This is a genomic window from Streptomyces sp. JLSY215 (assembly GCF_059682825.1).
Window position 1 is genome coordinate 8,646,374 of the sequence record NZ_CM185022.1, and the last position, 22,209, is coordinate 8,668,582.

Below are 22,209 nucleotides of genomic sequence, written 5' to 3' on the forward strand. Positions count from 1 at the left end.
CCCTCCGCATTCTGTCCCCCTCAGCCCCGCCACCCCGCAGGGCAGACCATCGAGGCGCACATGCTCAGCACAGTTGCCCTTCTGGCGAACGACACCCCGGCCCAGCTCCTGCCCGCTCGAGAGCTGATGGCCTTCACCCTGGCCTCGCACATCCTGCTGGTCCCGTTCGGCGTGGCGCTGCCGTTCATCACGCTGCTCATGCACCACCGGGCGCTCCGCCGCAACGACCCCGTCGCCCTCATGCTCACCCGGCGCTGGTCGGCGGTGATGGCTGTCCAGTTCGCCATCGGCATCATCACCGGCTCCGTGCTGTCCTTCGAGTTCGGCCTGCTGTGGCCCGGCATGATGGGTCGCTGGGGCGACGTCTTCGGCCTGGGGTTCGGCGTCGAGGCATGGGCGTTCTTCCTGGAGGCCGTCCTGATCGCGATCTACCTCTACGGCTGGCGCCGGCTCAAGCCCTGGACGCACTTCTGGCTGGCCGTACCGCTGCCGCTGGCGGCCCTGATGGGGGCATTCGGCATCATCGCGGCCAACTCCTGGATGAACACCCCCCAGGGGTTCAGCCTCGACGCCCAGGGCAAGCCGATCCACGTCGACGTGCGGCAGGCGGTCTTCACACCGATCTTCGGCCCGGAGTACTGGCACTTCGTGGTCGCGATGCTCCTGACCGCGGGCTACGTGGTCGCCGGCGTGTACGCGGTCGGCTGGCTGCGCGGGCGCCGCGACCGCTACCACCGGCTCGGCTTCACCGTGCCTTTCACGGTTGCCGCGATCCTCACACCGGTTCAGTTCATGCTCGGCGACTCCGCCGCTCGCGCCGTCTTCCACAAGCAGCCGGTCAAGTTCGCCGCCACGGAGATCGTCTGGAAGACCGACACCCACGTACCGGAGTACATTTTCGGACGGCTGCACCCCGACGGGACGATCTCCGGCGGGCTCAAGATCCCCCAACTCGACTCGATCCTCGCCGGCTTCAGCCCGAAAACGAAGGTGACGGGCCTGTCGTCGGTCGCCGCGAGTGACCGCCCGACGGCGACTCAGGCCACCATCGCCCACTGGGCCTTCGACATCATGGTCACCATCGGCAGCGTGCTGGTCCTGCTCGCACTCTGGTACGCCTGGTCCTGGTGGCAACACCGGGACAACCCTGGCAGCCGCTGGTTCTACCGCTGCGCCGCGCTCGCGGGAGTCGCCTGCCTGGTCACCGTCGAGTGTGGGTGGATCACCACGGAGGTCGGCCGGCAGCCCTGGATCGTCTACCACCACATGAGGGTCTCCGAGGCGGTGACCAGCACTCGGGCCGGATCGCTGTGGGCGATGCTCGGCATCGTCATGGCCGTGTACGTCGCCGTTTTCAGCGCGTTCCTGGCGGTCGTGCTGAAGATGCGCACCCGCTGGCGCATCGCCGACGAGGGCTCGGCCGCCGTACGCGCCGAACTGCCACCGGAGGCCGACACACCCTACGGGCCCAGAAGCGAGCCCGAGCCCGCAGCCGCCGGGGCCCCGCCCACCGACGGGTCGGGTCACACCTCTGGCGGTGCGTCGTAATGGCCGCATTCATCGCATGGGTGCTGGTGCTGGCGATCGCCGCCTACGCCTGCGCCGGGGGCACCGACTATGGCGCGGGCTTCTGGGACCTCCTGGCCGGCGGCGCGGAGCGCGGCAAGCGGCCCCGCTGGCTGATCGACCACGCCATGGCGCCGGTCTGGGAGGTCAACAACGTCTGGTTGATCTTCGTCCTGGTCATCATGTGGACCGGCTTCCCGACGATGTTCCAGGCCGTCTTCACCGCGATGTGGCTGCCGCTCGCCCTCGCCGCCGTCGGCCTGGTGCTCCGCGGCGCCGGATTCGCCCTGCGCAAGCCGTCCCGCCGCCTGGCCCAACGGCGCATCTACGGCGCGGTGTTCGCCATCTCGTCACTGCTCACGCCGTTCTTCTTCGGGACGGTGCTCGGCGGCATCGCCGCGGGCCGGGTCAAGGTCGGCACGACCGCCTCCGCGGACGCCTGGGCCAACGGAACCTCCGTCCTCGCGGGTCTGCTGGCCGTCGCCGCCACCGCGTTCCTCGGGGCGGTCTTCCTCTGCTCCGATGCCCTGCGGTTCGGCGCCGACGACCTCGTCGACTACTTCCGCCTGCGGGCGCTGATCGCCTTCGCCGCGGTCGTCGTCCTCGCACTCATCGGCCTGCCCGTCACCCACGACGGCGCGCGGTACGTCTGGGACGGCCTCACCGGGGGCCCGGGCCTGCTGCTGATCATCCTGGCCGCGGTCTGTGGTCCGGCGACGGTCCTGCTCCTGTGGCGCCGCTCCCACGGATGGTCCCGCTACACCTCGGTGGCGAGCGTCGCTCTGACCGTCGGCGCCTGGGGCTTCGCGCAGCGGCCCTATGTGCTGCCCACCTCGCTGACGGTGGCCGAGGCGGCCGGCGCCGCCCACACGCTGCGCTGGCTGCTGATCGTCACGGCCATCGCGATCGTGCTGGTCGGTCCGGCGCTGGTGCTGCTCTACCGGCTGGCCACCATGGGGGAGCTGGAGGAGCTCACCGACGCCGACACCCGGGCCGCCAGAGCGCCTGGGGACAACCTGTAGCGGCGCTGGTTGGATGCCCCGTCAGCCCAGCCGGGCGGCGATGTGGTCGCCGACCCGCAGGGTGTTGGCGATGGCGGTCAGGGACGGGTTGAGCCGTTCGCCGTGACGCTGCTCGCGGCCACGCCGCCGTGCACGTTCATCGCGAAGCTGTCCATCGCGAAGTGGAGCCTGCCCGAGGCGTCTTCCTCTGGCTGCCCGCTCATCCGGTGCCTCGCGGGCTCCGGATTGTCCGGACCGGGCAGCGTCGCCACCGGCGAGGCGAGCGTCACCGTCCGCCCGGTCCGCACCTCAGCGCCCGGTCTCTGCGTCGAGCGCCTCGTCGAGAGTCATGGCGGCCATGATCAGGGAGAGATGGGTGAACGCCTGGGGGAAGTTGCCCAGTTGTTCCCCGATCGGACCGATCTCCTCGGCGAACAGCCCGACGTGGTTGGCGTAGGTCTGCATCTTCTCGAAGGTGTAGCGGGCCTGGGCCAGCCGCCCCGCCCGGGCCAGCGCGTCGACGTAGAGGAAGGTGCACAGGCTGAAGGTGCCCTCCGAGCCGCGCAGTCCGTCCGGCGATGCCGCGGGGTCGTAGCGGTAGACGAGGCTGTCCGAGACGAGCTTTCGGTCCATCGCGTCGAGCGTGGAGAGCCACGCAGGATCCTTCGGGGCGATGAACCCGACCCTCGGCATGAGCAGCAGCGAGGCGTCCAGGACGTCGCCGTCGTAGTGCTGGACGAACGCGCGCTCCTGCTCGCTCCAGCCTCGTTCCATGACCTGCTCGAATACGGCGTCTCTCGCCGTGCGCCACCGCTCCATGTCGGCGGGTCTGCGGAAGCGCTCGGCGAGGCTCAGCCCTTGGTCGAGGGCAACCCACGACATCACTCGGCTGTAGGTGAAGTCCTGGCGGCCGCCGCGGGTCTCCCAGATGCCCTCGTCCGGCCGGTCCCAGGCGTCGGCGAACCAGTCCAGTGTCCTGGCCATCGCCTTCCATCCCTCGGAACTGGCCTGGCGCGCGATTTCTCCCCCCTGGGACACCGCGTACATGGCCTCGCCGTAGATGTCCAGCTGGAGCTGGTCGGCGGCGCCGTTGCCGATGCGGACGGGCGCGGAGCCGCGATAGCCCTCGAAGTGATCGAGTGTCTCCTCCGGGAGGTCGGGACTGCCGTCGATCCGGTACATCGTCTGGATCGGCTCCGCCTCCTTGCCCTCGCGTGCCCGCAGCCTGTCCACCAGCCAGTGGACGAAGGCGGTGGCCTCCTCGACGAAGCCGAGGTCAAGCATGGCCCGCACGGACAGCGAGCCATCGCGTACCCAGGTGAACCGGTAGTCCCAGTTCCGCTCCCCGCCGACCTGCTCGGGCAGGCCCATGGTGGCAGCCGCGATCAGAGCGCCCGTGGGGGCGTAGGTGAGGAGCTTGAGGGTGATGGCCGAGCGGTGCACCAGCTCGGGCCACCGTCCCCGGTAGCGGGACTGGCGCAGCCAGCGCTGCCAGAACAGGCCGACTTCCTCCCAGTGCCGGGTGAGCCCTTCGATCGTGGGCGGTGGGGGTGCCTCACCGCCGGATGCACAGACGGTGAACACCGCACCTCCGGATTCGCCGGCTTTCAGAGTCACCTTGGCGCGCACGTCCTGGCCGTCCCGCTCCAGCGGGAAGGTGGACTGCAGGTGCCCGTCGATCCCGGGGGCCCGGAACAGAGCGCCGTTCTCGCCGAGTTCGAGTTCATGCTCGGCGCGGCCGTAGTCGAAGCGCGGCCGGCACTCAAGGGTGAAGTCGACGGTCCCCCGCACGGCACGGACGCAGCGGACCAGGGTGTGCCGGTCGGTGGCGGTGCGGCTTTGGTCCGGGGGCATGAAGTCGATCAGCTCGCCCACGCCGGCCGGTGACATGAACCGGGTGACGAGGATGGCCGTGTCGGGGTAGTAGAGCTGCTTGCACGTCACATCGGGGTGTTCGGGAGCCAGCCGCATGTACCCGCCGCGGTCGTGGTCGAGCAGGGCGGCGAAGATGCTGGGCGAGTCGAACCGGGGGGCGGCGAACCAGTCGACGACGCCCTGCGACGAGACGAGCGCGGCGGTCTGCAGGTCGCCCACCAAGCCGTGCTCGGCGATGGGAGGGTAGCGGTCCATGGCAAACTCCGAGGTCTCGGAAGAAGCCTCCCCTGCGTCCACTATCCGGCACACCCGTCACTCCTGCCACGTCGCGGCTATCTGCGATCATCCGCCTGCGTTCCCGGCCGTCGACGGTCCGCCGGCCGCATGCAACGTGCGCGGACCTTTCCTGACGAACCTTCACTGAAGGCAGCGAGTGCTGACGGGCCGTCACGTGAGTGGCGCGCTGCGGGATGCCACGCCGTGAGGCCCTGGCGAGGGGGCCGCACCACGTCCCGTCGTCGCAGTCGCGACTGAGGTGGTGGTACGCGTGTGGGTATGCCCGCGGCTGCCGCGTTCGGCGTCAGCTCTGTTCGATGTGCAGGTGGATGGGGCCGCGCAGGATAGGGCTGGGCCGGTAGGGCGGTGGGTCGGCGACCAGTGTGGGGCGTTCCAGGCGGCGTGCGAGCGCGCTCAGTGCGGTTTGGGTCTCCAGCCGGGCCATCGGGCCGCCGAAGCACAGGTGGATGCCGCTGCCGAAGCCCAGGTGCTGGTTGTCCTGTCGGTCGGGGTTGAAGTGGTCGGGGTCGTGGAAGCGGTCCGGGTCGCGGCTGCCTGAGGCGAGCATGAGCATGATCTGCGAGCCCTTGGGGATGACGGTGTCGGCGACGGTGATGTCGCTGTATGCCGCTCGCCAGGGAATGATGTGCACGGGGGGCTCATAGCGCAGCAGTTCCTCGACGAGCGGCACGATCAGGTCCGGTTCGTCGCGCAGCCGCTGCAGTATCTGCGGGTGGCGCAGCAGGGTGAGCATGCCGTTGGTGATGAGGTTGACGGTGGTCTCGTGGCCGGCGATGAGCAGCAGGTTGGCGGTGCTGACGATTTCGTCGTCGGTCATGCGTCCGTCGGGTCCGTCGTCGTTGGCCATCCGTGTCAGGAGGTCGTCGCCCGGCCGGCCGTGGCGTTGTTCCAGCAGTCCGCCGAGGTATTGGAACAGGTCTTTCCTGGCCTGCACGCCGTTGTCGAGTTTCTCCTTCGGGTCGGTCTTGGGGTTGTAGTCGAGAGAGTCGACAATGGCGTTCACCCACAGGTGGAACCGTGGTTCGTCCTCGCGTGGCACGCCGAGCAGGTGGCAGATCACAGTGACGGGGAACGGGTAGGCGAAGTCGTCGACGATGTCGATGCGTTCCTTGCCCGCGAAGTCGTCGATCAGGCCGTTAACGGTGGCGGTCAGGTCGGGTTCCATGCCGGTCACCAGGCCCGGGGTGTGCGGGGGGCCGAAGTGGCGCATGGCCAGGCGTCGCAGGCGGTCGTGCTCGGGCGGGTCGAGGTTGATGAACGAGGGTGTGGTGTGTGCTTCGGCCGTGGCCATGGGCCGTGACAGGTGGCGGACGTCGGAGCTCAGGTGTGGGTCGTGCAGGATGCCGGTGAGTTCGCGGTAGGTGCTGATGACGTAGCTGCCGTCCTCCTGGAGGGCCACTGGTGTCTTGCGCAGTTCGGCGTAGAGCGGGTAGGGGTCGGCGCGGGAGGAGTAGTCGAGGATCCGGTGCAGGGTGTCGGGCGTGGGGGTCGTGGTCATGTCGCTGTTCCTCCTGTTTCCTCCTGCTTCCCTCCTACCGGTGGTGCTGCCACGCGGCGGTGACGCGCCGCTCTCCTGGGTCGTGGCCGGTGACGACCACGGTGGCGCCCTGGGCGAGCAGGGTGGGGCCGGGGAAGTCGACGGGCACGGGTTTTGCGTCGGCGGGCTGGTCGGGCGTGGGGCAGGGGGGCGGGAAGGGCGCGGCCGTCTCGATCAACTGCCGGTAGTGGCCAAGCCACTTGGCGTTGTTGAAGCTGACTGCCGCGGTGACGCGGCCCTGGTAGCCATATGCAGCGACGAAGCGGTGGCCGGGCACGGATCCCTGGGTGACGACGACCTCGTCGGCGAAGGTCGGTACACCGACGGACTTGATGTTGACGCCGAACTGGATCGACCAGAACGTCGGGATGGACAGGTGTGGCCAGCGGTCAGCCTGGGCGCTGAGCATGTTGTGCGCCGCGACCTTGGCTTGCTCCACGGCGTTGACCCAGTGTTCCAGTGAGATGAGCCGGTACTCGTAGATCGGGTTCGGGCAGCGTGCCACGTCTCCGGCGACGAAGATGTCGTCGGTGATCAGGCCGTTGAGGTCGAGGGCGCGGCAGCCCGTGTCGCAGGCGATGCCCCATGGGCCTGCCGCCAGTCCCGAGCCGCGCAGCCACTCGGTGTTGCGGATGCCGCCGAGCGCCACCACCGCCACGTCGGCGTCGATGGTGCTGCCGTCGGAGAAGTGGGCGCGCCGGAAGTGCCCCTGGGCGTCGCCTTCCAGCTTGGTGACTTTGACGCCGCAGCGCAGGTCGACGCCGTGGGCGCGCTGCATGTCCGCCGCGACCTCACCGATCATGGCGCCGAGTGCGCCGACCAGCGGGGCCGGTGCGAGTTCGGCGACGGTCACCGGGATGTCCCGCTCGCGGCAGATGGAGGCGATCTCGGAGCCGGTGAAGCCCGCGCCGATGATCAGTACGCGGGAGGGCCCGGCCGCCATCGCCCGCTGCAGGCTCTCGGCGTGCTCGCGGGTGCGGACCACGAACACTCCGTCCAGGGCCGCCTCGGCCTCGACGAACCAGGGCCGGGCCCTCACACCGGTGGAGATCAGCACCCGGTCGAAGGGAACCTCGCGGCCGTCGGCGAGATGTACGTGGTTGGTCGCCAGGTCCAGCCCGTCGGCGGGCACGCCCAGCAGCCACTGCGCATCGATGTCACGGCGTCGCGGCAGCGTGGTGTTCCCGGCCGGCACCCACCCGGTCAGTACCTGCTTGGACAGCGGGGGTCGGTCGTAGGGCTCGCCCAGCTCGTCACCGATCATGGTGAGCGATCCGGTGAAGCCCTCCTCGCGCAGAGCCTCCGCGGCCCGCAGTCCCGCCAGTGACGCCCCCACGATCACGATGCGGCCGTCACGCCTGAACGCTTGCAAGGCGTCGGCGCTGCCCATCACGGCGACGCCTCCACCGGTGCGTCCCGCCCCTCCAGCTGGTCGACCAGAATGGCCTGGACCGGGCAGGCCGCCGCGGCGCGCAGCACCTGTTCGCGCTGGCCGTCGTCGGGCTTCGGGTTGTACATCAGCGCTTCCTCGCCGTGCATCCGGAAGGCGTCCGGAGCCAGGAACGCGCACTGCGCATATCCCTGACACCGGGAAAGATCAACGACAACTTTCATCCCGAACTCCGTTTCAGGACTGCAAAACTGCGGGCCCTGAGGTGGCGCCGGTACGGTGCCCGAAGCGCGAGGCACGCCTTCGAGGAGGGGATTCGGCTGCTGCTCACCCCTGCGCATACGAAAGGGGGGCACCACGCACGTCAAAGGTCTCCGCAGAAAGGTCTCCGTAGAGAGAACTGAGCATCGCGAATGAGGCCCGGGCGTCTGGCAAACCGCCCGGAGAACCTGACCTTGCCGTCAGAAGCCTATCCCGCACACACGCCGCCCGCACCCCGGGAAAGGGACATGCGGGCGTCGGCAACCCCGGCGTCCGAGGGCTGACCGAATAGGAGAAGTGTGCCTCTGAACTGGGCTAATAGGGTGCCGCAGGGACTGCCCACCGCGGTTCGGTAAGCACTCCCGGCGGCCTCTGGCATATCCGACATGCTTCGCGAGAGGCCGCGAGGCGGGACGCTCTCAGCCTCAGCGGCACATTGGGCCCGGGCATGCGCTGACGCGGGTCATAGGATGAACTGCTCGACCGCGTTCGCGAAGCCCTCCTCCTCGTTGCTCGTGGTCACCCGCCTCGCCGCGCGCTGGACCTCGTGGCCGGCGTTGCCCATCGCGATGGACAGTCCCGAGTGGGCGAACATCAGTACGTCGTTGGGCATGTCGCCGATCGTGGCGATCTGTTCGGGGGAAATCTGGAGCTTGGCGGACCAGTACTTGACGACAGCCCCCTTGTTGGCCTGCGGATGGGTCACATCGAGGTAGTAGGGCTGCGAGCGCGCGGCCGAGACATGCTCGCCGAACTGCGCGCGAGCTGCGACCGCGGCCGCCTCGACGACCTGGTGGTCATCGCTGACCCCGACGACCTTGGCGGTGCCCTGCTCGAGCCCGTCGAAGCCGGGAACGAGCGTGGGCGCGAACTGCACCGTCCGGCTCTCGCGATCCACGTGCGGCCCCTTCATGTCGCGGACGTACCAGTCGGCATCCCGGTAGATCCAGACGCCGAGGCCGAACGACTCCATCAGCGCGACGACCGGGGCCACCACCTCCTCGGGAATGACCTGCTGCTCGACAACGGTCATATCCGGATTGACGATGAGACCACCGTTGAAGGCGGCGAGTTCAGTGGCCAGCGCCAAGGGCTCGATGATCATGGACATGCCGCGGGGTGGTCTCCCGCTGGTCACCGCGAAGAGGACGCCGACGTCGTAGAGCTTGTGGACCGCACGGACGGCGCGGTCGGTGAGGACCTTGTCGCTCGTGACCAGAGTGCCGTCGATGTCGGCAAGAAGCAGGCGGATCGGACAGGTTGGCATCACGCCTCCGTAAGCTCCGGTCGCGGCCGGTCCGGGTGGGGAGAGGCAGCGGCTCATGGATGCGGGGGACCTTTGGGAAGGGTTCCCGTTCCGGCTTGGTTTCCGAAAGTTTCTGGAGGTTACCGTCGCGGCTGGTATCAGACGCAGTTGCGTTCCTCTCGAACAGAGGGGACCGCCAATGCCCTTGAGGGCGCGCAATGTTTGGATATACCCCTTGAGCTTCGATATAACCACGTAAGTGCGGAGTGGCGAATATAAGGAATATGTGCGATTATTAAGGGCTATATGGCGAATCTCTTACGGGGCCTGACGTTCGAAATTCACACAACACATTTTGGGCCGGTCCCTGAGGGGAGCGGGCAATGGCGCAGGCAGGCCAGGACAAGACGGCCCACGTGCTGGGGGTCGACATCGGCGGGACCGGTATCAAGGGAGCACCGGTCGACCTCGAGCACGGCAGCCTCATCGGTGAGCGGGTCCGCATTCCGACCCCGCATCCGGCGACCCCGGGGGCAGTCGCGGACGTGGTCGTGCAGGTGCTCTCCCAGATCGGCGTCCCAGGACCGGTCGGGCTGACGCTCCCGGCAGTCATCCGGGGCGGCAAAGTCCAGACGACGGCCAATATCGATCCGGCCTGGATGGAGACGGACGCGGCCCAGCTCTTCGCACGAGCGACCGGCCGCGACGTGCGGGTGGTGAACGACGCCGACGCGGCCGGGATCGCCGAGATGCGCTTCGGCGCCGGCAAGGGACACAAGGGCGTCGTCGTGATGGTGACGCTCGGCACCGGTATCGGCAGCGCCGTCTTCTCCGACGGGCTCCTGGTGCCCAACAGCGAGCTGGGGCACCTGCCGCTGCACCACGGGGATGCCGAGGACTGGGCCGCGGAGTCGGTGCGCGAGCACGACGACCTGTCCTGGAAGAAATGGGCGCACCGTCTGGAGACGTATCTCGAGCTCGTCCAGCGGCTGCTGTGGCCCGACCTGATTGTCATCGGCGGCGGCGTCAGCAAGAAGGCTGACAAGTTCCTGCCGCACATCGAGCTCAGGACCGAGATCGTGCCGGCGCAGCTGTTGAACGATGCGGGCATTGTCGGCGCGGCGCTCTTCGCCCCGGCCGGAAAAGCTCAAACCTAGTCTGCCGCGCTCGATAGGAGCGCAGGGGCGGCATCTTCAGGGAGGCTCGCATTGAGCAACAACGACCTGGAAACACTTTCCGTCAACACGATCCGCACTCTGTGCATGGACGCCATCCAGGCGGCCAACTCCGGCCACCCGGGGACACCGATGGGAATTGCCCCGGTCGCGTACACACTCTGGCAACGCTTCCTGCGCTTCGACCCGGCCGACCCGATCTGGCCCAACCGCGACCGCTTCGTGCTGTCGGAAGGACACGCCTCCGCATTGCTCTGGTCGCTGTTCCACCTCACCGGCGTGCAGGCCGTCGACCCCGACTACGAGGTCCTCGGCCGTCCCGCCGTGACCCTCGACGACCTCAGGACGTTCCGCCAGCTCGGCTCGCGCTGCCCCGGGCACCCGGAGTACCGGTGGACCAGCGGCGTGGAGACCACGACCGGCCCGCTCGGCCAGGGCGTTGCGACCTCGGTCGGGATGGCGATCGGCGGGCAGTGGCTCGCCGCCCGGTACAACCGCGACGACTTCACCGTCTTCGACTTCGACGTGTACGCGATGGCGGGCGACGGCTGCATGATGGAGGGGGTCTCCTCGGAGGCCGCCTCGCTGGCGGCCCACCAGCGGCTGTCGAACCTCTGCTGGATCTACGACTCGAACCGGGTGACGATCGAGGGCCACACCGACATCGCGTTCACCGAGGATGTGGCGGCCCGGTTCATCGGCTACGGCTGGAACGTCACCACCGTGGCCGACGCCAACGACCTCGACGCGGTGGCCCGCGCGCTGCACACCTTCAAGTCCGAGAACGAGCGCCCGACGCTCATCGTGGTGCACAGCCACATCGGCTACGGGTCACCGGTCGAGGACACCGCGAAGGCGCACGGCGCGCCGCTCGGCGTGGAGGGCGTCAAGTCGGCCAAGCGGTTCTTCGGGATGCCGGAGGACAAGGACTTCTTCGTTCCCGACGGCGTCTACGAGCACTTCGCCGCAGGAGTCGGCGCGCGCGGTCGCGATGCCCGGACGAGCTGGGAGGCCCGAATCGAGGCCTACCGAACCAACTATCCCGAGCTCGCGGACGAGTTGGGGCGTATCCAGCGGCGTGAGCTGCCGGAGGGCTGGGAGTCGGCGCTGCCGACCTTCCCGGCCGACCCCAAGGGCATCGCCAGCCGTGACTCCAGCGGCCAGGTGCTCAACGCGCTTGCCCAAGCCGTGCCGTGGGTGCTCGGCGGATCGGCGGACCTTTCGCCGTCGACCAAGACCAACCTCATGTTCTCCGGCGCCGGCGACTTCCAGGCCGATGACCGCTCGGGGCGCAACCTCCACTTCGGGATCCGCGAGCACGCCGCCGCCGCGATCACGAACGGGATGGCGCTGACCAAGCTGCGCTCGTACTGGTCGGGGTTCCTGATCTTCTCGGACTACGCACGCGGCGCGATCCGGCTTTCAGCGCTGATGGAGATCCCGGTCGTGCACATCTTCACCCACGACTCGATCGGGGTCGGCGAGGACGGCCCCACCCACCAGCCGGTCGAGCAGCTCGCCTCGCTGCGCGCGATGCCGGGGCTGTTGGTGTTCCGCCCGGCCGACGCGAACGAGGTCGTCGAGACCTGGCGGGTCGTCGCCGCGCTCAGGCACGAGCCGGCGGTGCTGGTCCTCTCCCGTCAGGCACTGCCGACCCTCGACCGCTCCGGGATGGGGGCCGCATCCGGGGTGGCCAGGGGGGCCTATGTTCTGGTCGACGCGGTGGACGGCAAGCCCGACGTCATCCTGCTCGCCACGGGGTCGGAGGTACAACTCGCGCTCGCGGCCCGTGACGAACTCGCCGCCGAGGGCCTCGCGGCTCGCGTGGTCAGCATGCCCTGCTGGGAATTGTTCGACCGCCAGCCCAAGGAATACCGCGACTCGGTCATCCCGCCCGGGGTCAGGGCCCGGGTCGCCATCGAGCAGGCGGCGACCCTCGGCTGGGACCGTTACGTCGGCGACGGCGGTGCGGTCGTCGGCATGCACACGTTCGGGGCATCGGCGCCGCTCAAAAAGCTGCTGACCAAATTCGGCTTCACTCCAGAGAAGGTCACCCAGGTTGCCCGCGAGTGCGTGGCCGCCGGTAGGGAGCAGGCGTGAACGTAACCCAGGCGCTCCATGACCAGGGCCAGAGCATCTGGCTGGACAACATCACCCGTTCGATGCTCGATGCGGGCCAGATCCAGCACTACATCGACCAGTTCTCGGTGACAGGGCTCACCTCCAACCCCTCGATCTTCGACAAGGCGATCGGCTCCGGTGACTACGACGACGCGATCCGCGCGAAGGCGGCGGGCGGGCGCAAGGGCGAGGAGCTGTTCTTCGAGCTGGCCATCGAGGACCTGCAGCGGGCCGCCGACCTGTTCCTGCCCATCCACGAACGCACCGACGGCGTCGACGGCTGGGTCTCGCTGGAGGTCTCGCCGCTGCTCGCCTACGACACGCAGCGAACGGTGGCGGCCGCCAAGGCGCTGCACGCCAGGGCCGACCGGCGCAACCTCTTCATCAAGATCCCCGGGACTCCCGAGGGGCTGCCGGCGATCGAGGAGGCCATCGCCTCGGGCGTTCCGGTGAACGTGACGCTGCTGTTCTCGGCAGACCACTACCGGGCCGCGGCTGACGCCTACCTGCGTGGCGTCGAGCGCCGGGTGCAGGCCGGCCACGACCCCGCTGTCGGCTCGGTCGCGTCGGTGTTCATGTCACGCTGGGACGTGGCGGTCAAGGACACCGCACCGGCCGGCCTCACCGACACCCTCGCCCTCGCCGTCGGCCTCGACGTGTACCGGGCGTACCGCGAAGTGATGGGCTCGCAGCGCTTCCAGCGGCTGGAGAATGCCGGCGCGCGCATGCAGCGGCTGCTCTGGGCCAGCACGAGAACGAAGGACCCGGCCGCCTCCGACACGCTTTACGTCCACGGTCTGGCCGCTCCGTTCACGGTCAACACGATGCCCGACGACACCCTGAAAGCCTTCTTCGACCATGGCGAGATCGGAGAGACGCTGCCGTCGGACGGGGGCGAATCCGAGGCAATGCTGGCCCGCTTCGCGAGCGCGGGCGTCGACGTCAAGGCGCTTGCCGCCGAGTTGCAGAGCGAAGGCGCCACGTCCTTTGTCGCGGCCTGGAACGACCTCATGGAGCGAATCGACGTGCAGAGCAAGGCCGTGGCCTGACCTCGGCGCCGAGCGGCCGGACCGAACCCAGCAGAGGAGCAAGCCATGCCATCGACCGCGCTGCGCGAGCGTCCTGCGTGGAAGGCGCTCGCGGGCCATCACTCCGAGATCGCCGGGCGCCACCTGCGCGAGCTGTTCGCCGCCGATCCGGGACGCGGCGAGCGGATGGCGGCCGAGGCCACCGGGCTGTACCTGGACTACTCGAAGAACCGGATCACCGACGAGACCTTGCGGCTGCTGCTCCAGCTCGCCGAGGAATCGGGACTGCGCCAGCACATCGACGAGATGTTCACCGGCGATCGGATCAACGTCTCGGAGCACCGGCCGGTGCTGCACGTGGCGTTGCGGATGCCGAAGGAGTCCTCGCTCGTCGTCGGCGGAGTGGACGTCGTCGCGCAGGTGCACGAGGTGCTCGACCGGATGGCGGCGTTCGCGGACCAGGTCCGCTCGGGCGCCTGGAAAGGCGCCACCGGCAAGCCGATCCGCAACATCGTCAACGTCGGCATCGGAGGCTCCGACCTCGGGCCGGTCATGGCCTACGAGGCGCTGCGCCACTACAGCCGGCGCGATCTCACGTTCAGGTTCGTGTCCAACGTCGACTCGACGGACATCGTCGAGGCGACCCGTGATCTGGCCGCCGAAGAGACGCTGTTCATCATCGCCTCGAAGACGTTCGGGACGCTGGAGACGATGACCAATGCCCGCTCTGCGCGTGATTGGGTTTTGGCGCAGCTCGGTGACGAGGCGGCGGTCGCCCGGCATTTCGTGGCGGTGTCCACGAACGCGCAACGGGTCACCGAATTCGGCATCGACACCGCGAACATGTTCGGCTTCTGGGACTGGGTCGGCGGGCGCTACTCGATGGACTCCGCGATCGGTCTCTCGACGATGCTCGCCGTCGGCCCCGGCCACTATCGCGATCTCCTCGCCGGATTCCACGCGATGGACACGCACTTCCGCACCGCGCCGTTCGAACGGAACCTGCCGGTCCTGATGGGACTGCTCGCCGTCTGGTACGGCGACTTCTTCGGCGCCCAGACCGTCGGCGTGATGCCCTACGACCAGTACCTGAAGCGCTTCCCGGCCTACCTGCAGCAGCTCACCATGGAGTCCAACGGCAAGCACGTGACGCTGGAGGGCGTGCCGGTGGACTACCAGACCGGCGCGGTGTACTGGGGGGAGCCGGGGACCAACGGGCAGCACAGCTTCTACCAGCTGATCCACCAGGGCACCAAGCTGATCCCGGTGGACCTGATCGGCTTCGGCAAGTCGCTCAACCCGCTCGGCAGCCACCACGACATCCTCTCGTCGAACGTCTTCGCCCAGGCCCAGGCGCTCGGCTTCGGCAAGACCGAGGACGAGGTGCGCGCCGAGGGGACGGAGGAGGACGTGGCGCCGCACCGGGTGATGGAGGGCAACCGCCCGACGAACGTGCTGCTGGCCGAGGTGCTCACCCCGTACCGGCTCGGCACGCTGGTCGCGCTCTACGAGCACAGCGTGTTCACCCAGGGGACGATCTGGGGGATCGACTCCTTCGACCAGTGGGGCGTCGAGCTCGGCAAGGTGCTTGCTGTCGCGATCATCCCGGAGCTGGAGAGCGCGACCGACCCTGAGCTCGGCCACGACTCGTCCACGAACGCGCTGATCCGGCACTACCGCACGCTCAAGGACTAGGAGGCGCCACATGGCGACAGACAAGCCCATGCAGCTCGGGATGATCGGGCTCGGCCGGATGGGGGCGAACCTGGTGCGTCGGCTGATGCGAGACGGCCACCATTGCGTCGTGTCCGACGTCAACGCGGACGCCGTCGCCGAATTGACCGGCGAGGGCGCGACGGGCGCAGACTCACTCCGGGATTTCGTTGCGAAACTGGACAAGCCACGGGCCCTGTGGCTCATGCTTCCGGCTGCGATCGTCGACTCCATCCTCGACCAGCTCGAGCCGTTGCTGGAGCCCGGCGACATTCTCATCGACGGCGGCAACTCCTACTACCGCGACGACATCACGCGCGCCCAGCGTCTTGCCGACAAATCGCTGCACTATGTCGACTGCGGGACCAGTGGTGGAGTCTGGGGGCTGGAGCGCGGCTACTGCCTGATGATCGGCGGCGAGGACGAGGTCGTGGCCCATCTGGACCCGATCTTCAAGACGATCGCTCCCGGCGAGGGCAGCGCCGAGCCGACGCCGAGCCGGACCCGGACCGACGGCACCGCCCCGCTCGGGTATCTGCACTGCGGGCCGAACGGCGCCGGGCACTTCGTGAAGATGGTCCACAACGGGGTCGAGTACGGGATGATGGCCGCGATCGCCGAGGGCCTCAGCATCATCAAACGCGCGGACGCCGGCAAAGGCCGGCAAGAGGTCGACGCCGAGACGACGCCGCTGCGCGATGCGTGGGCCTACCAGTACGACATCGACGTCGGAGAGGTGGCCGAGGTCTGGCGGCGCGGCTCGGTCGTCGGCTCGTGGCTGGTCGACCTGATCGCCGACGCCTTCGCCGCCTCGCCCTCCCTCGACGGCTTCGCCGGGCGGGTCTCCGACTCCGGGGAAGGCCGCTGGACCGTCCTCGCCGCGGTGGACGAAGGCGTCCCGGCACCGGTCATCACCACCTCGCTCTACGAGCGCTTCGAGTCCAGGGAGGCCGGGGAGTTCACCGACAAGATCCTCTCGGCGATGCGCTCGGAGTTCGGCGGGCACGCCGAAAAGAAGGGCTGAGGGCCGTGCATCACGAACTCCAAGTCGTCGCCGACCCCGATGCGGTCGCCGGCACCGCGGCGGCGTTCGTGGCGCGGCTGGCCCGGGCCTGCGTGCAAGCCCATGGCCGATTCACGTTCGCCGTCAGCGGGGGGCATACGCCCTGGGCGATGTTCGCGCGGCTCGCACATGAGCACGTCCCCTGGGAGCAGGTGGCGGTGTTCCAGGTCGACGAGCGGGTCGCGCCCGACGGCGACCCGGACCGTAACCTCACTCACCTGCGGGAGAGCCTCGGTGCGGCCCCGGCCGAGGTCATCGCGATGCCCGTGAACGACACCGACCTTGACGCGGCGGCCGCCGCCTACGGGCGGTCGCTGCCCCGGCGTTTCGACCTAGTTCACCTGGGCCTCGGCCCGGACGGGCACACCGCCTCGCTGGTGCCACGGGACCCGGTGCTCGAAGTCTCGGACCGGCTGGTGGCCCTGACGGCGCCCTACATGGGCCACCAGCGCATGACACTCACCTACCCTGCGCTCGCCCGCGCCCGGCAAGTGCTCTGGCTCATCACCGGAGCGGACAAGCGCGAACCGCTCTCAAGGCTCGTTGCGGCAGACCGGTCGATTCCCGCCGGCCGGGTCGAGGCGGCGGCGTCGCTCGTCCTCGCGGACGCGGCGGCCGGCCAGGGCCCGGCTCGCGCCGACGCCCGGTCGCCAGCATGACCATGACGCCCGACCCTATTGCCGCGCCGGCCCCGTAAGGGGGATCAGATGGCTGTGAACTCGTCGAACGTTCCCGCAGACGTGCTGGTCATTTTCGGGATCACTGGCGACCTCGCGCGAAAGATGACGTTTCGCTCGCTCTATCGGCTTGAGCGGCGCAAGCTGCTGACCTGCCCGATCGTCGGAGTGGCGCGCGACGGCTGGTCCGACGACGCGCTGCGTGACCACGCCCGCGCGGCGATCAAGGAAACGGGCGAGCCGCTGGACGACAGCGTCTTCGCCCGGTTCGCCGCCCGACTCAGCTATGTGCAGGGCGATTACACCGACGACGAGACGTTCCATCGCCTCGCCCGGGCGGTCAACGGCAGGCGGCGCCCCGTCTTCTACCTGGAGATCCCGCCGTCGCTGTTCGCCCGGGTGGTCGGGGGCCTGGCAGGCGCCGGGCTGACCAAGGGCGCCCGGGTTGTCGTGGAGAAACCGTTCGGGCACGACCTCGCGTCGGCGCGCGCCCTCAACGCTGAGCTGCGTCAGCTCCTCGACGAGGATCAGCTGCTGCGGATCGACCACTTCCTCGGCAAGGAGCCGGCGATGGACATCCTGTTCCTGCGGTTCGCCAACTCCGTGTTCGAGCCGGTGTGGAACCGCGACCACGTCTCCTGCGTGCAGATCACCATGGCCGAGGACTTCGGGGTCGAGGACCGCGGCCACTTCTACGACCCAGTCGGCGCGCTCCGCGACGTCGTGCAGAACCATCTGCTGCAGCTGCTCGCCCTGGTGGCGTCCGAGCCGCCGTCAGCCGCCGATGCGGACGCGCTCCGAGACCGGCGGGTCGATGTGTTCCGGGCGATCCCCGACGCCGACCCGGCCCACTACGTCCGCGGGCAGTACGAGGGGTACCTCCAGGTCCCCGGCGTGCGGCCGCGCTCGCGCACCGAGACCTTCGTCGGGTTGCGGCTGGAGGTCGAGAACTGGCGCTGGTCCGGGGTGCCGTTCTTCATCCGCGCCGGCAAGTCGCTCCCCGAGCGAGTGACCGAGATCCGGATCATGTTCAAGCGCCCGCCGCGGCTTGCGTTCGCGGAGCGGTTCGCGCCCGAGCCTGACCAGTGGATCCTGCGGATCGATCCGAGCCCTGGCATGAACTTCCGCATCCAGGCCAAGCAGCCGGGCAAGCAGGACACGCAGCTGGTGGACCTCGACCTCCTCTTCGCGGCCGAGCTGGGTGAGGCACCCGAACCGTACGAGCGCCTGCTCAGTGATGCAATGCAAGGCAACGCGAGCCTGTTCACCCGGGAGGACTCGGTGGAGGAGACGTGGCGCATCGTTCAGCCACTGCTGGAGGCGCCCGGCGACCCCGAACAGTACCGGCAGGGGACCTGGGGACCGGCGGGCGCGACCAAGCTCGTCGCCGGATATCCGCGATGGCACGAACCATGGCTGCCGGCGAGGCCTCCCGACTGACACAGCCGTGCCCCGGACCCGGGGAACCGCCGGTTGCGCCGCCGACGCGTGATGAGGAACAGCGAGGCGTTGCGAGCCCGGGCGCCGCCGAGCTCCTCTCCGCTTCCGGAGCCCGTCGTCGGCCACGTCTTGCGGAAAGGCCCCCAACCGAACGTCTCCGAGGGCACGATGACGGCTATGACCAATGATTTCGGCATACCCGATAGCCCGAATGAGGCCCCCTCATCCCAGTCCCCGGACGTCGCCAGACCCTCCGCCCCGCCAGGCGGCCCCTGGTCACGGCCATGGTCTGCCGGCCTGGCCGGTCTGCTGGGCGGCGCAGCGGTGGTGGGGGCGTGCTGGCTGATCTCCGCCGACGGCAAGGGTCCCACGGGCGGGACCGGCTCGCGCCGGGTCTCCGAGGAGCCGGCCCTTCCGGAGTCGCTGGGGTCCTATCAGCGATTCTCGAAAGCCGCGCGTAGCACCCACGCCGGCAACGCGGACCAGATCGCGCGGCGCACCGACGACGCCGACGAGAAGAGCACCCAGCTGCTGTCCAAGGCGTACGACGGCGCCCCGGCCGCAGTGGCGACCTTTGCGGATACCGGCCTGTCCGAGATCTTCGTGCTCACCGCGGTGGCTGCCACCAGCCCGCAGCCGTTCACCCCCTATCAGAACGCCGCACAGCTGGGAATGGCGAAGCCGCCGCGTGAAGTGGTCACGGTGGGCGAGGTCGCCTGCCTGGTGTACAACCAGCCGATGTCGCCAGGGAAGAAGCCCGGCCCGGAGACGGTGAACGTCGATTCCTGTCAGCGTACGGGGAAGGGGCTGACCGTCCAGATCCGCAGTGTCACGGGCGATATCCACAGCAGCCCGGAACGGATTGCGGCCCTGGTCGACAAGGCTTGGTCCGGACTGTCCTGACCGCGAAAGCAGGTCGCATTTCCTCAGAGCGCCACCCGAGACGCCGACGTACAGGCGTGCGTCGGCGGGCTGAGTCCTGCGTGCTCGGCGTGGCGCTGGTGCTGGAGGGCAGATGACCCTCCCGAGGGTTACTTCACGTCGACGTAGTCCGCCGCGGAGGCGACCGCCGGGGTGGTGGACGTGCCTGCGAAGGAGTAGCGGAAGTAGCCGTCCGCCGTGGCCTTCGTCGTCGTCCTCAGGTTGCCCTTGCTGTCCGTCGTGACGGTCTTGAGCGTCTTGTAGGTGCTGGTGCCGCTCTTCTTGAACTGGAGCTTCACCGGCTGCTTGGTGTAGCCCCCGTACTTGTAGGTCTCCCAGTTGGCGCGGGTCAGGGCGCCCGTGACGGTGATCGTCTTGTTCTTCTTCAGCGGTTCCGGCGAGGCGTTGACCGTCAGTCTGGAGTTGCGGAGGACCTTCGCCTTCGCGGCGGAATCCTTGGTGATGTAGTCACCGTCGTTGGCCAGGGCATGGGCGCTCACGGTCCAGGTCCCGGCCGTGGTGTTGTCCTGGGGGTGGGTGCGCGGGTTGATTTTCAGCGTGTATGTGCAGGTGGTCGTGGTGAAGCGATGGCGCACGCACTTGCCCGCGATGTTGTCGGGCAGCACGAGACCGTAATAGTCGCCGTTCGGGAGGGGCGTGTGCCACATGACCGGGAAGGTCCTTCCGGCCTCGATGCCCGAGTCGTCCGTGGCGGTCACCGCGATGGTGAACGTCTTCACGTCCGTGGTCCCCAGGACGATGTCCTTCCCTCCATTCACGACGACCTTCGTGATCCTGATGTCGCCCGAGAAGTCATCCGCCTGCGCGGCCGCCGGAATCGTGAGCGCGGACAGGGCGAGGGCCCCGGCGAAGCCTGCCATGGTGGCGCGGTGATGCATGAAGGCGGTTCCCTTATATTCCAGCGCCTCAGGAACGCCCCGAGGCGGAGCTGACAATGCCCCACCCCGTACGCGGGTGGCACGGACATGACCATCAGCTCGCAGGAATGGTTGCCCCTCGATCGCACGGCTGCCAGGCGACCGGGAGGTCAACCCAGTCCTCGGCATAGTACGAGCCACCGAATTCCCGCCAGTCAGCCGTCGGGTGGGTCGTCGAGACCAGCAGCCATCCTCCGGGACGCAGGACGCGTCGTAGGTCGCCGAGGAGACGCGGCCGATCGGCGATGTGATGGAGCATCACTGCGCTCACGACTCCGTCGCACGGCGCGTCGCCGACTTCGTCGTGTAAGCCGTCCCTGCAGGCATCGTGGCAGCATCGCGCCGGCGGCTGCCAACCGCGAGCGGTTGTGTGCAACCCAGGGTGCGTCCGGTCAACGGCTGCCTTGACATGGGTCTGATTGTGGTCGGCTCGTCTTCGGCTGTCGCCGATTCCCCGGGGAGCCCAGCCAGCTGGTGACCGACTGTGGTCGCCAGCGGCTTTTCGTGCCATCGGGTGGTGGCCTTGTCCTGGTAGCCGAGCGAGTCCGATACGACGGCGCGGGATTCGGCACGGGGCCGGAGAACCGCTGAGAATGGGGGGTGTTAACTTCCTTCCCGTGGCGGAGCACCAGGATGAGACCAGGGCGGCCTACGACGGGGTCGTCGAGCTGTATGCGTCGAAGTTCGCTAATCGACTGGAGACGCAGCCGTTCGCGCGGAACATGATTGGCACCTTCGCCGAGCTGGTGCGTGGAACGGGGAATTCGCGGGTGGCCGACGTCGGCTGCGGGCCCGGACATCTGACGGCCATGTTGCACGACCTGGGGCTGGATGCCTTCGGGCTCGACCTCTCCCCGGCCATGGTCGACCACGCCCAGCGGGCCCATCCGGCGCTGAAGTTCGACGAGGCCCGGATGGAGGCACTCCCAGTTGAGGACGGCGCGCTCGGCGGTGTGCTGGCCCACTATTCGATGATCCACACCCCGCCTGGGGAACTACCCGCGCTGCTCGCCGAGCAGGCGCGTGTCCTGGCGCCGGGGGGCCTTCTCCTGGCCTCGTTCTTCGGCACCGACGCGCCCGAGCCGGTCCGCTTCGACCACAAGGTGACACCCGCCTATAGCTGGCCGGCGGACCGGTTCGCCGAGTTGCTGGCCGGGGCCGGGTTCGTCACATTCGCGCGGCTGCTCCATGACCCGGCCTCCGAGCGGGGCTTCCTGGACGTCCACTTGCTGGCCCGTCTCCGCTAGAGCATGGCCTGCTGCTGTGGGCTCTCGTATGTCACCTGTCGCCGGCTCCCCGAGCAGGCCGGCTTGTTGGTGACCTTGTGTGATCGCCAGTGGCGTATCGGCTCCTTGTCCCGCCGGTCTCTCTGATGAGGCGGCTGGTGGTCTTGTCGCGGTAGCCGAGGGCGTCGGCGACGACGGGGGCGAGTTCGAGGAGTTGCTGCCGGATGGTGGCGCCACGTGCTGCGGCGGCCGGGATCCCGGCCTCGTCCAGGAGCGCGGACAGGTGGTCGGGGCGGGCCGGCTGTCCTGCCCGGCGGCCCGGGAGGAGCCGGCGGGAGGCGGGGTCGGTGGCGGTGCTCATGGATCCCCGCGGGTGCTCACGGATCCCCGAGCATGTCCGGCTCGACCAGCCCCGGCAGCGCGGGAACCAGTTCCGGGTTCAGGTCGGCCGGCTTCTTGCGGCCGCCGCCGGGTCGGCGGACCCGGCCGGTCGGCTCCACTGCGGAATCCAGTTCGTCCACTCCGCGTGAGACGGTGCCCCCGCGCATCCCGGCAGCCCGAGCCACTACCCGGACCCCGCCATGCCCTGACAATCGCGCCTCGGCCCCGGCTGTCAGACGGCGTTGTCGCTCGTCCAAGGGCGGGAACAGCACCTCGAACTTCGCCGTCAACACGCCTCGGCCTCCACAGATATGCCCACACCACAACAGCGATGCCCAGAACGGGAAGCAACG

20 protein-coding genes and 1 pseudogene are annotated in these 22,209 nt (G+C 68.8%); 11 read left to right on the forward strand and 10 right to left on the reverse strand.

The features are described 5' to 3' along the window. Window positions 1–60: 60 nt before the first annotated feature. Window positions 61–1,548, forward strand: a complete 1,488-nt coding sequence (locus tag AC5677_RS38140; RefSeq protein ID WP_497192453.1) for a cytochrome ubiquinol oxidase subunit I — start codon at window positions 61–63, stop codon at window positions 1,546–1,548. Then, window positions 1,548–2,588: a cytochrome d ubiquinol oxidase subunit II gene (locus tag AC5677_RS38145; RefSeq protein WP_497192454.1), complete on the forward strand. Its 1,041-nt coding sequence runs from the start codon at window positions 1,548–1,550 to the stop codon at window positions 2,586–2,588. Before AC5677_RS38140 ends, AC5677_RS38145 begins: the two co-directional genes overlap by 1 nt. A gap of 77 nt (window positions 2,589–2,665) precedes the next feature. Here the strand turns inward: AC5677_RS38145 and AC5677_RS38150 are convergent, their stop codons facing one another. The 6 genes from AC5677_RS38150 to AC5677_RS38175 form a co-directional block, all read right to left on the reverse strand. Beyond that, on the reverse strand, window positions 2,666–2,857 hold the full coding sequence (locus AC5677_RS38150; RefSeq protein WP_497192455.1) for a hypothetical protein: 192 nt from the start codon (window positions 2,855–2,857) through the stop codon (window positions 2,666–2,668). Between the two features lie 19 nt (window positions 2,858–2,876). Further along, entirely contained in the window at window positions 2,877–4,697 is a 1,821-nt protein-coding gene (locus AC5677_RS38155; protein ID WP_497192456.1) for a glycoside hydrolase family 15 protein, read from the reverse strand. A 325-nt stretch (window positions 4,698–5,022) separates the two neighbouring features. Next, window positions 5,023–6,237, reverse strand: coding sequence for a cytochrome P450 (locus tag AC5677_RS38160; protein WP_497192457.1), 1,215 nt, complete (start codon window positions 6,235–6,237; stop codon window positions 5,023–5,025). Between the two features lie 34 nt (window positions 6,238–6,271). Next, a complete protein-coding gene (locus AC5677_RS38165) occupies window positions 6,272–7,666 on the reverse strand; it encodes an NAD(P)/FAD-dependent oxidoreductase (RefSeq protein WP_497196910.1) in 1,395 nt (464 codons plus the stop codon). Then, the gene (locus tag AC5677_RS38170; protein ID WP_497192458.1) at window positions 7,666–7,890 is read right to left on the reverse strand and encodes a ferredoxin; all 225 of its coding nucleotides are present in this window, start codon (window positions 7,888–7,890) and stop codon (window positions 7,666–7,668) included. Before AC5677_RS38170 ends, AC5677_RS38165 begins: the two co-directional genes overlap by 1 nt. A gap of 500 nt (window positions 7,891–8,390) precedes the next feature. Beyond that, the gene (locus AC5677_RS38175; RefSeq protein WP_497192459.1) at window positions 8,391–9,194 is read right to left on the reverse strand and encodes a Cof-type HAD-IIB family hydrolase; all 804 of its coding nucleotides are present in this window, start codon (window positions 9,192–9,194) and stop codon (window positions 8,391–8,393) included. 362 nt (window positions 9,195–9,556) lie between these two features. On the opposite strand from AC5677_RS38175, the gene ppgK reads away from it, so the two are divergent. From ppgK to AC5677_RS38215, 8 genes are all read left to right on the forward strand, one after another. Continuing rightward, window positions 9,557–10,330 carry a polyphosphate--glucose phosphotransferase gene (gene ppgK / locus AC5677_RS38180; RefSeq protein WP_497192460.1) on the forward strand — a complete coding sequence of 258 codons (774 nt, stop codon included), beginning with the start codon at window positions 9,557–9,559 and terminating at the stop codon, window positions 10,328–10,330. A gap of 51 nt (window positions 10,331–10,381) precedes the next feature. Next, the gene (gene tkt / locus AC5677_RS38185; RefSeq protein ID WP_497192461.1) at window positions 10,382–12,448 is read left to right on the forward strand and encodes a transketolase; all 2,067 of its coding nucleotides are present in this window, start codon (window positions 10,382–10,384) and stop codon (window positions 12,446–12,448) included. Then, window positions 12,445–13,518: a transaldolase gene (tal, locus tag AC5677_RS38190; RefSeq protein ID WP_497192462.1), complete on the forward strand. Its 1,074-nt coding sequence runs from the start codon at window positions 12,445–12,447 to the stop codon at window positions 13,516–13,518. Before tkt ends, tal begins: the two co-directional genes overlap by 4 nt. A 45-nt stretch (window positions 13,519–13,563) precedes the next feature. Further along, window positions 13,564–15,192: a glucose-6-phosphate isomerase gene (gene pgi / locus AC5677_RS38195; RefSeq protein ID WP_497192463.1), complete on the forward strand. Its 1,629-nt coding sequence runs from the start codon at window positions 13,564–13,566 to the stop codon at window positions 15,190–15,192. A gap of 10 nt (window positions 15,193–15,202) precedes the next feature. Beyond that, on the forward strand, window positions 15,203–16,234 hold the full coding sequence (gnd, locus tag AC5677_RS38200) for a phosphogluconate dehydrogenase (NAD(+)-dependent, decarboxylating) (protein WP_497192464.1): 1,032 nt from the start codon (window positions 15,203–15,205) through the stop codon (window positions 16,232–16,234). Window positions 16,235–16,239: 5 nt separating this feature from the next. After that, complete coding sequence (gene pgl / locus AC5677_RS38205; RefSeq protein WP_497192465.1) at window positions 16,240–16,932, forward strand: 6-phosphogluconolactonase; 693 nt, start codon at window positions 16,240–16,242, stop codon at window positions 16,930–16,932. A 48-nt stretch (window positions 16,933–16,980) separates the two neighbouring features. Then, window positions 16,981–18,390 (forward strand): glucose-6-phosphate dehydrogenase, encoded by a 1,410-nt coding sequence (gene zwf, locus AC5677_RS38210; RefSeq protein WP_497192466.1) that lies wholly within the window; start codon window positions 16,981–16,983, stop codon window positions 18,388–18,390. Window positions 18,391–18,567: 177 nt separating this feature from the next. Further along, a complete protein-coding gene (locus AC5677_RS38215; RefSeq protein WP_497192467.1) occupies window positions 18,568–19,293 on the forward strand; it encodes a hypothetical protein in 726 nt (241 codons plus the stop codon). Between the two features lie 128 nt (window positions 19,294–19,421). Here the strand turns inward: AC5677_RS38215 and AC5677_RS38220 are convergent, their stop codons facing one another. Next, a complete protein-coding gene (locus AC5677_RS38220; protein WP_497192468.1) occupies window positions 19,422–20,210 on the reverse strand; it encodes a DUF5707 domain-containing protein in 789 nt (262 codons plus the stop codon). Between the two features lie 94 nt (window positions 20,211–20,304). Then, window positions 20,305–20,760, reverse strand: a complete 456-nt coding sequence (locus tag AC5677_RS38225; RefSeq protein WP_497192469.1) for a class I SAM-dependent methyltransferase — start codon at window positions 20,758–20,760, stop codon at window positions 20,305–20,307. Window positions 20,761–20,866: 106 nt separating this feature from the next. Between AC5677_RS38225 and AC5677_RS38230 the strand changes: the two genes are divergently transcribed. After that, window positions 20,867–21,496, forward strand: a complete 630-nt coding sequence (locus AC5677_RS38230; RefSeq protein ID WP_497192470.1) for a class I SAM-dependent methyltransferase — start codon at window positions 20,867–20,869, stop codon at window positions 21,494–21,496. 31 nt (window positions 21,497–21,527) lie between these two features. Here the strand turns inward: AC5677_RS38230 and AC5677_RS38235 are convergent, their stop codons facing one another. Together AC5677_RS38235 and AC5677_RS38240 are read right to left on the reverse strand one after the other, a co-directional pair. Beyond that, entirely contained in the window at window positions 21,528–21,836 is a 309-nt protein-coding gene (locus AC5677_RS38235; RefSeq protein WP_497192471.1) for a hypothetical protein, read from the reverse strand. Window positions 21,837–21,855: 19 nt separating this feature from the next. Then, window positions 21,856–22,149 (reverse strand): annotated as a pseudogene (locus AC5677_RS38240) (ISAzo13 family transposase); the annotation flags it as partial. Window positions 22,150–22,209 lie beyond the last annotated feature (60 nt).

What these genes read in the sequence shown, in the direction of transcription:
- AC5677_RS38140 (WP_497192453.1), top strand. Translation starts at nt 61, where the DNA reads ATGCTCAGCACAGTTGCCCTTCTGGCGAACGACACCCCGGCCCAGCTC.
- AC5677_RS38145 (WP_497192454.1), top strand. Translation starts at nt 1,548, where the DNA reads ATGGCCGCATTCATCGCATGGGTGCTGGTGCTGGCGATCGCCGCCTAC.
- AC5677_RS38155 (WP_497192456.1), bottom strand. Translation starts at nt 4,697, where the DNA reads ATGGACCGCTACCCTCCCATCGCCGAGCACGGCTTGGTGGGCGACCTG.
- AC5677_RS38160 (WP_497192457.1), bottom strand. Translation starts at nt 6,237, where the DNA reads ATGACCACGACCCCCACGCCCGACACCCTGCACCGGATCCTCGACTAC.
- AC5677_RS38165 (WP_497196910.1), bottom strand. Translation starts at nt 7,666, where the DNA reads ATGGGCAGCGCCGACGCCTTGCAAGCGTTCAGGCGTGACGGCCGCATC.
- AC5677_RS38170 (WP_497192458.1), bottom strand. Translation starts at nt 7,890, where the DNA reads ATGAAAGTTGTCGTTGATCTTTCCCGGTGTCAGGGATATGCGCAGTGC.
- AC5677_RS38175 (WP_497192459.1), bottom strand. Translation starts at nt 9,194, where the DNA reads ATGCCAACCTGTCCGATCCGCCTGCTTCTTGCCGACATCGACGGCACT.
- ppgK (WP_497192460.1), top strand. Translation starts at nt 9,557, where the DNA reads ATGGCGCAGGCAGGCCAGGACAAGACGGCCCACGTGCTGGGGGTCGAC.
- pgi (WP_497192463.1), top strand. Translation starts at nt 13,564, where the DNA reads ATGCCATCGACCGCGCTGCGCGAGCGTCCTGCGTGGAAGGCGCTCGCG.
- gnd (WP_497192464.1), top strand. Translation starts at nt 15,203, where the DNA reads ATGGCGACAGACAAGCCCATGCAGCTCGGGATGATCGGGCTCGGCCGG.
- zwf (WP_497192466.1), top strand. Translation starts at nt 16,981, where the DNA reads ATGGCTGTGAACTCGTCGAACGTTCCCGCAGACGTGCTGGTCATTTTC.
- AC5677_RS38215 (WP_497192467.1), top strand. Translation starts at nt 18,568, where the DNA reads ATGACCAATGATTTCGGCATACCCGATAGCCCGAATGAGGCCCCCTCA.
- AC5677_RS38220 (WP_497192468.1), bottom strand. Translation starts at nt 20,210, where the DNA reads ATGCATCACCGCGCCACCATGGCAGGCTTCGCCGGGGCCCTCGCCCTG.
- AC5677_RS38225 (WP_497192469.1), bottom strand. Translation starts at nt 20,760, where the DNA reads ATGGCACGAAAAGCCGCTGGCGACCACAGTCGGTCACCAGCTGGCTGG.
- AC5677_RS38235 (WP_497192471.1), bottom strand. Translation starts at nt 21,836, where the DNA reads ATGAGCACCGCCACCGACCCCGCCTCCCGCCGGCTCCTCCCGGGCCGC.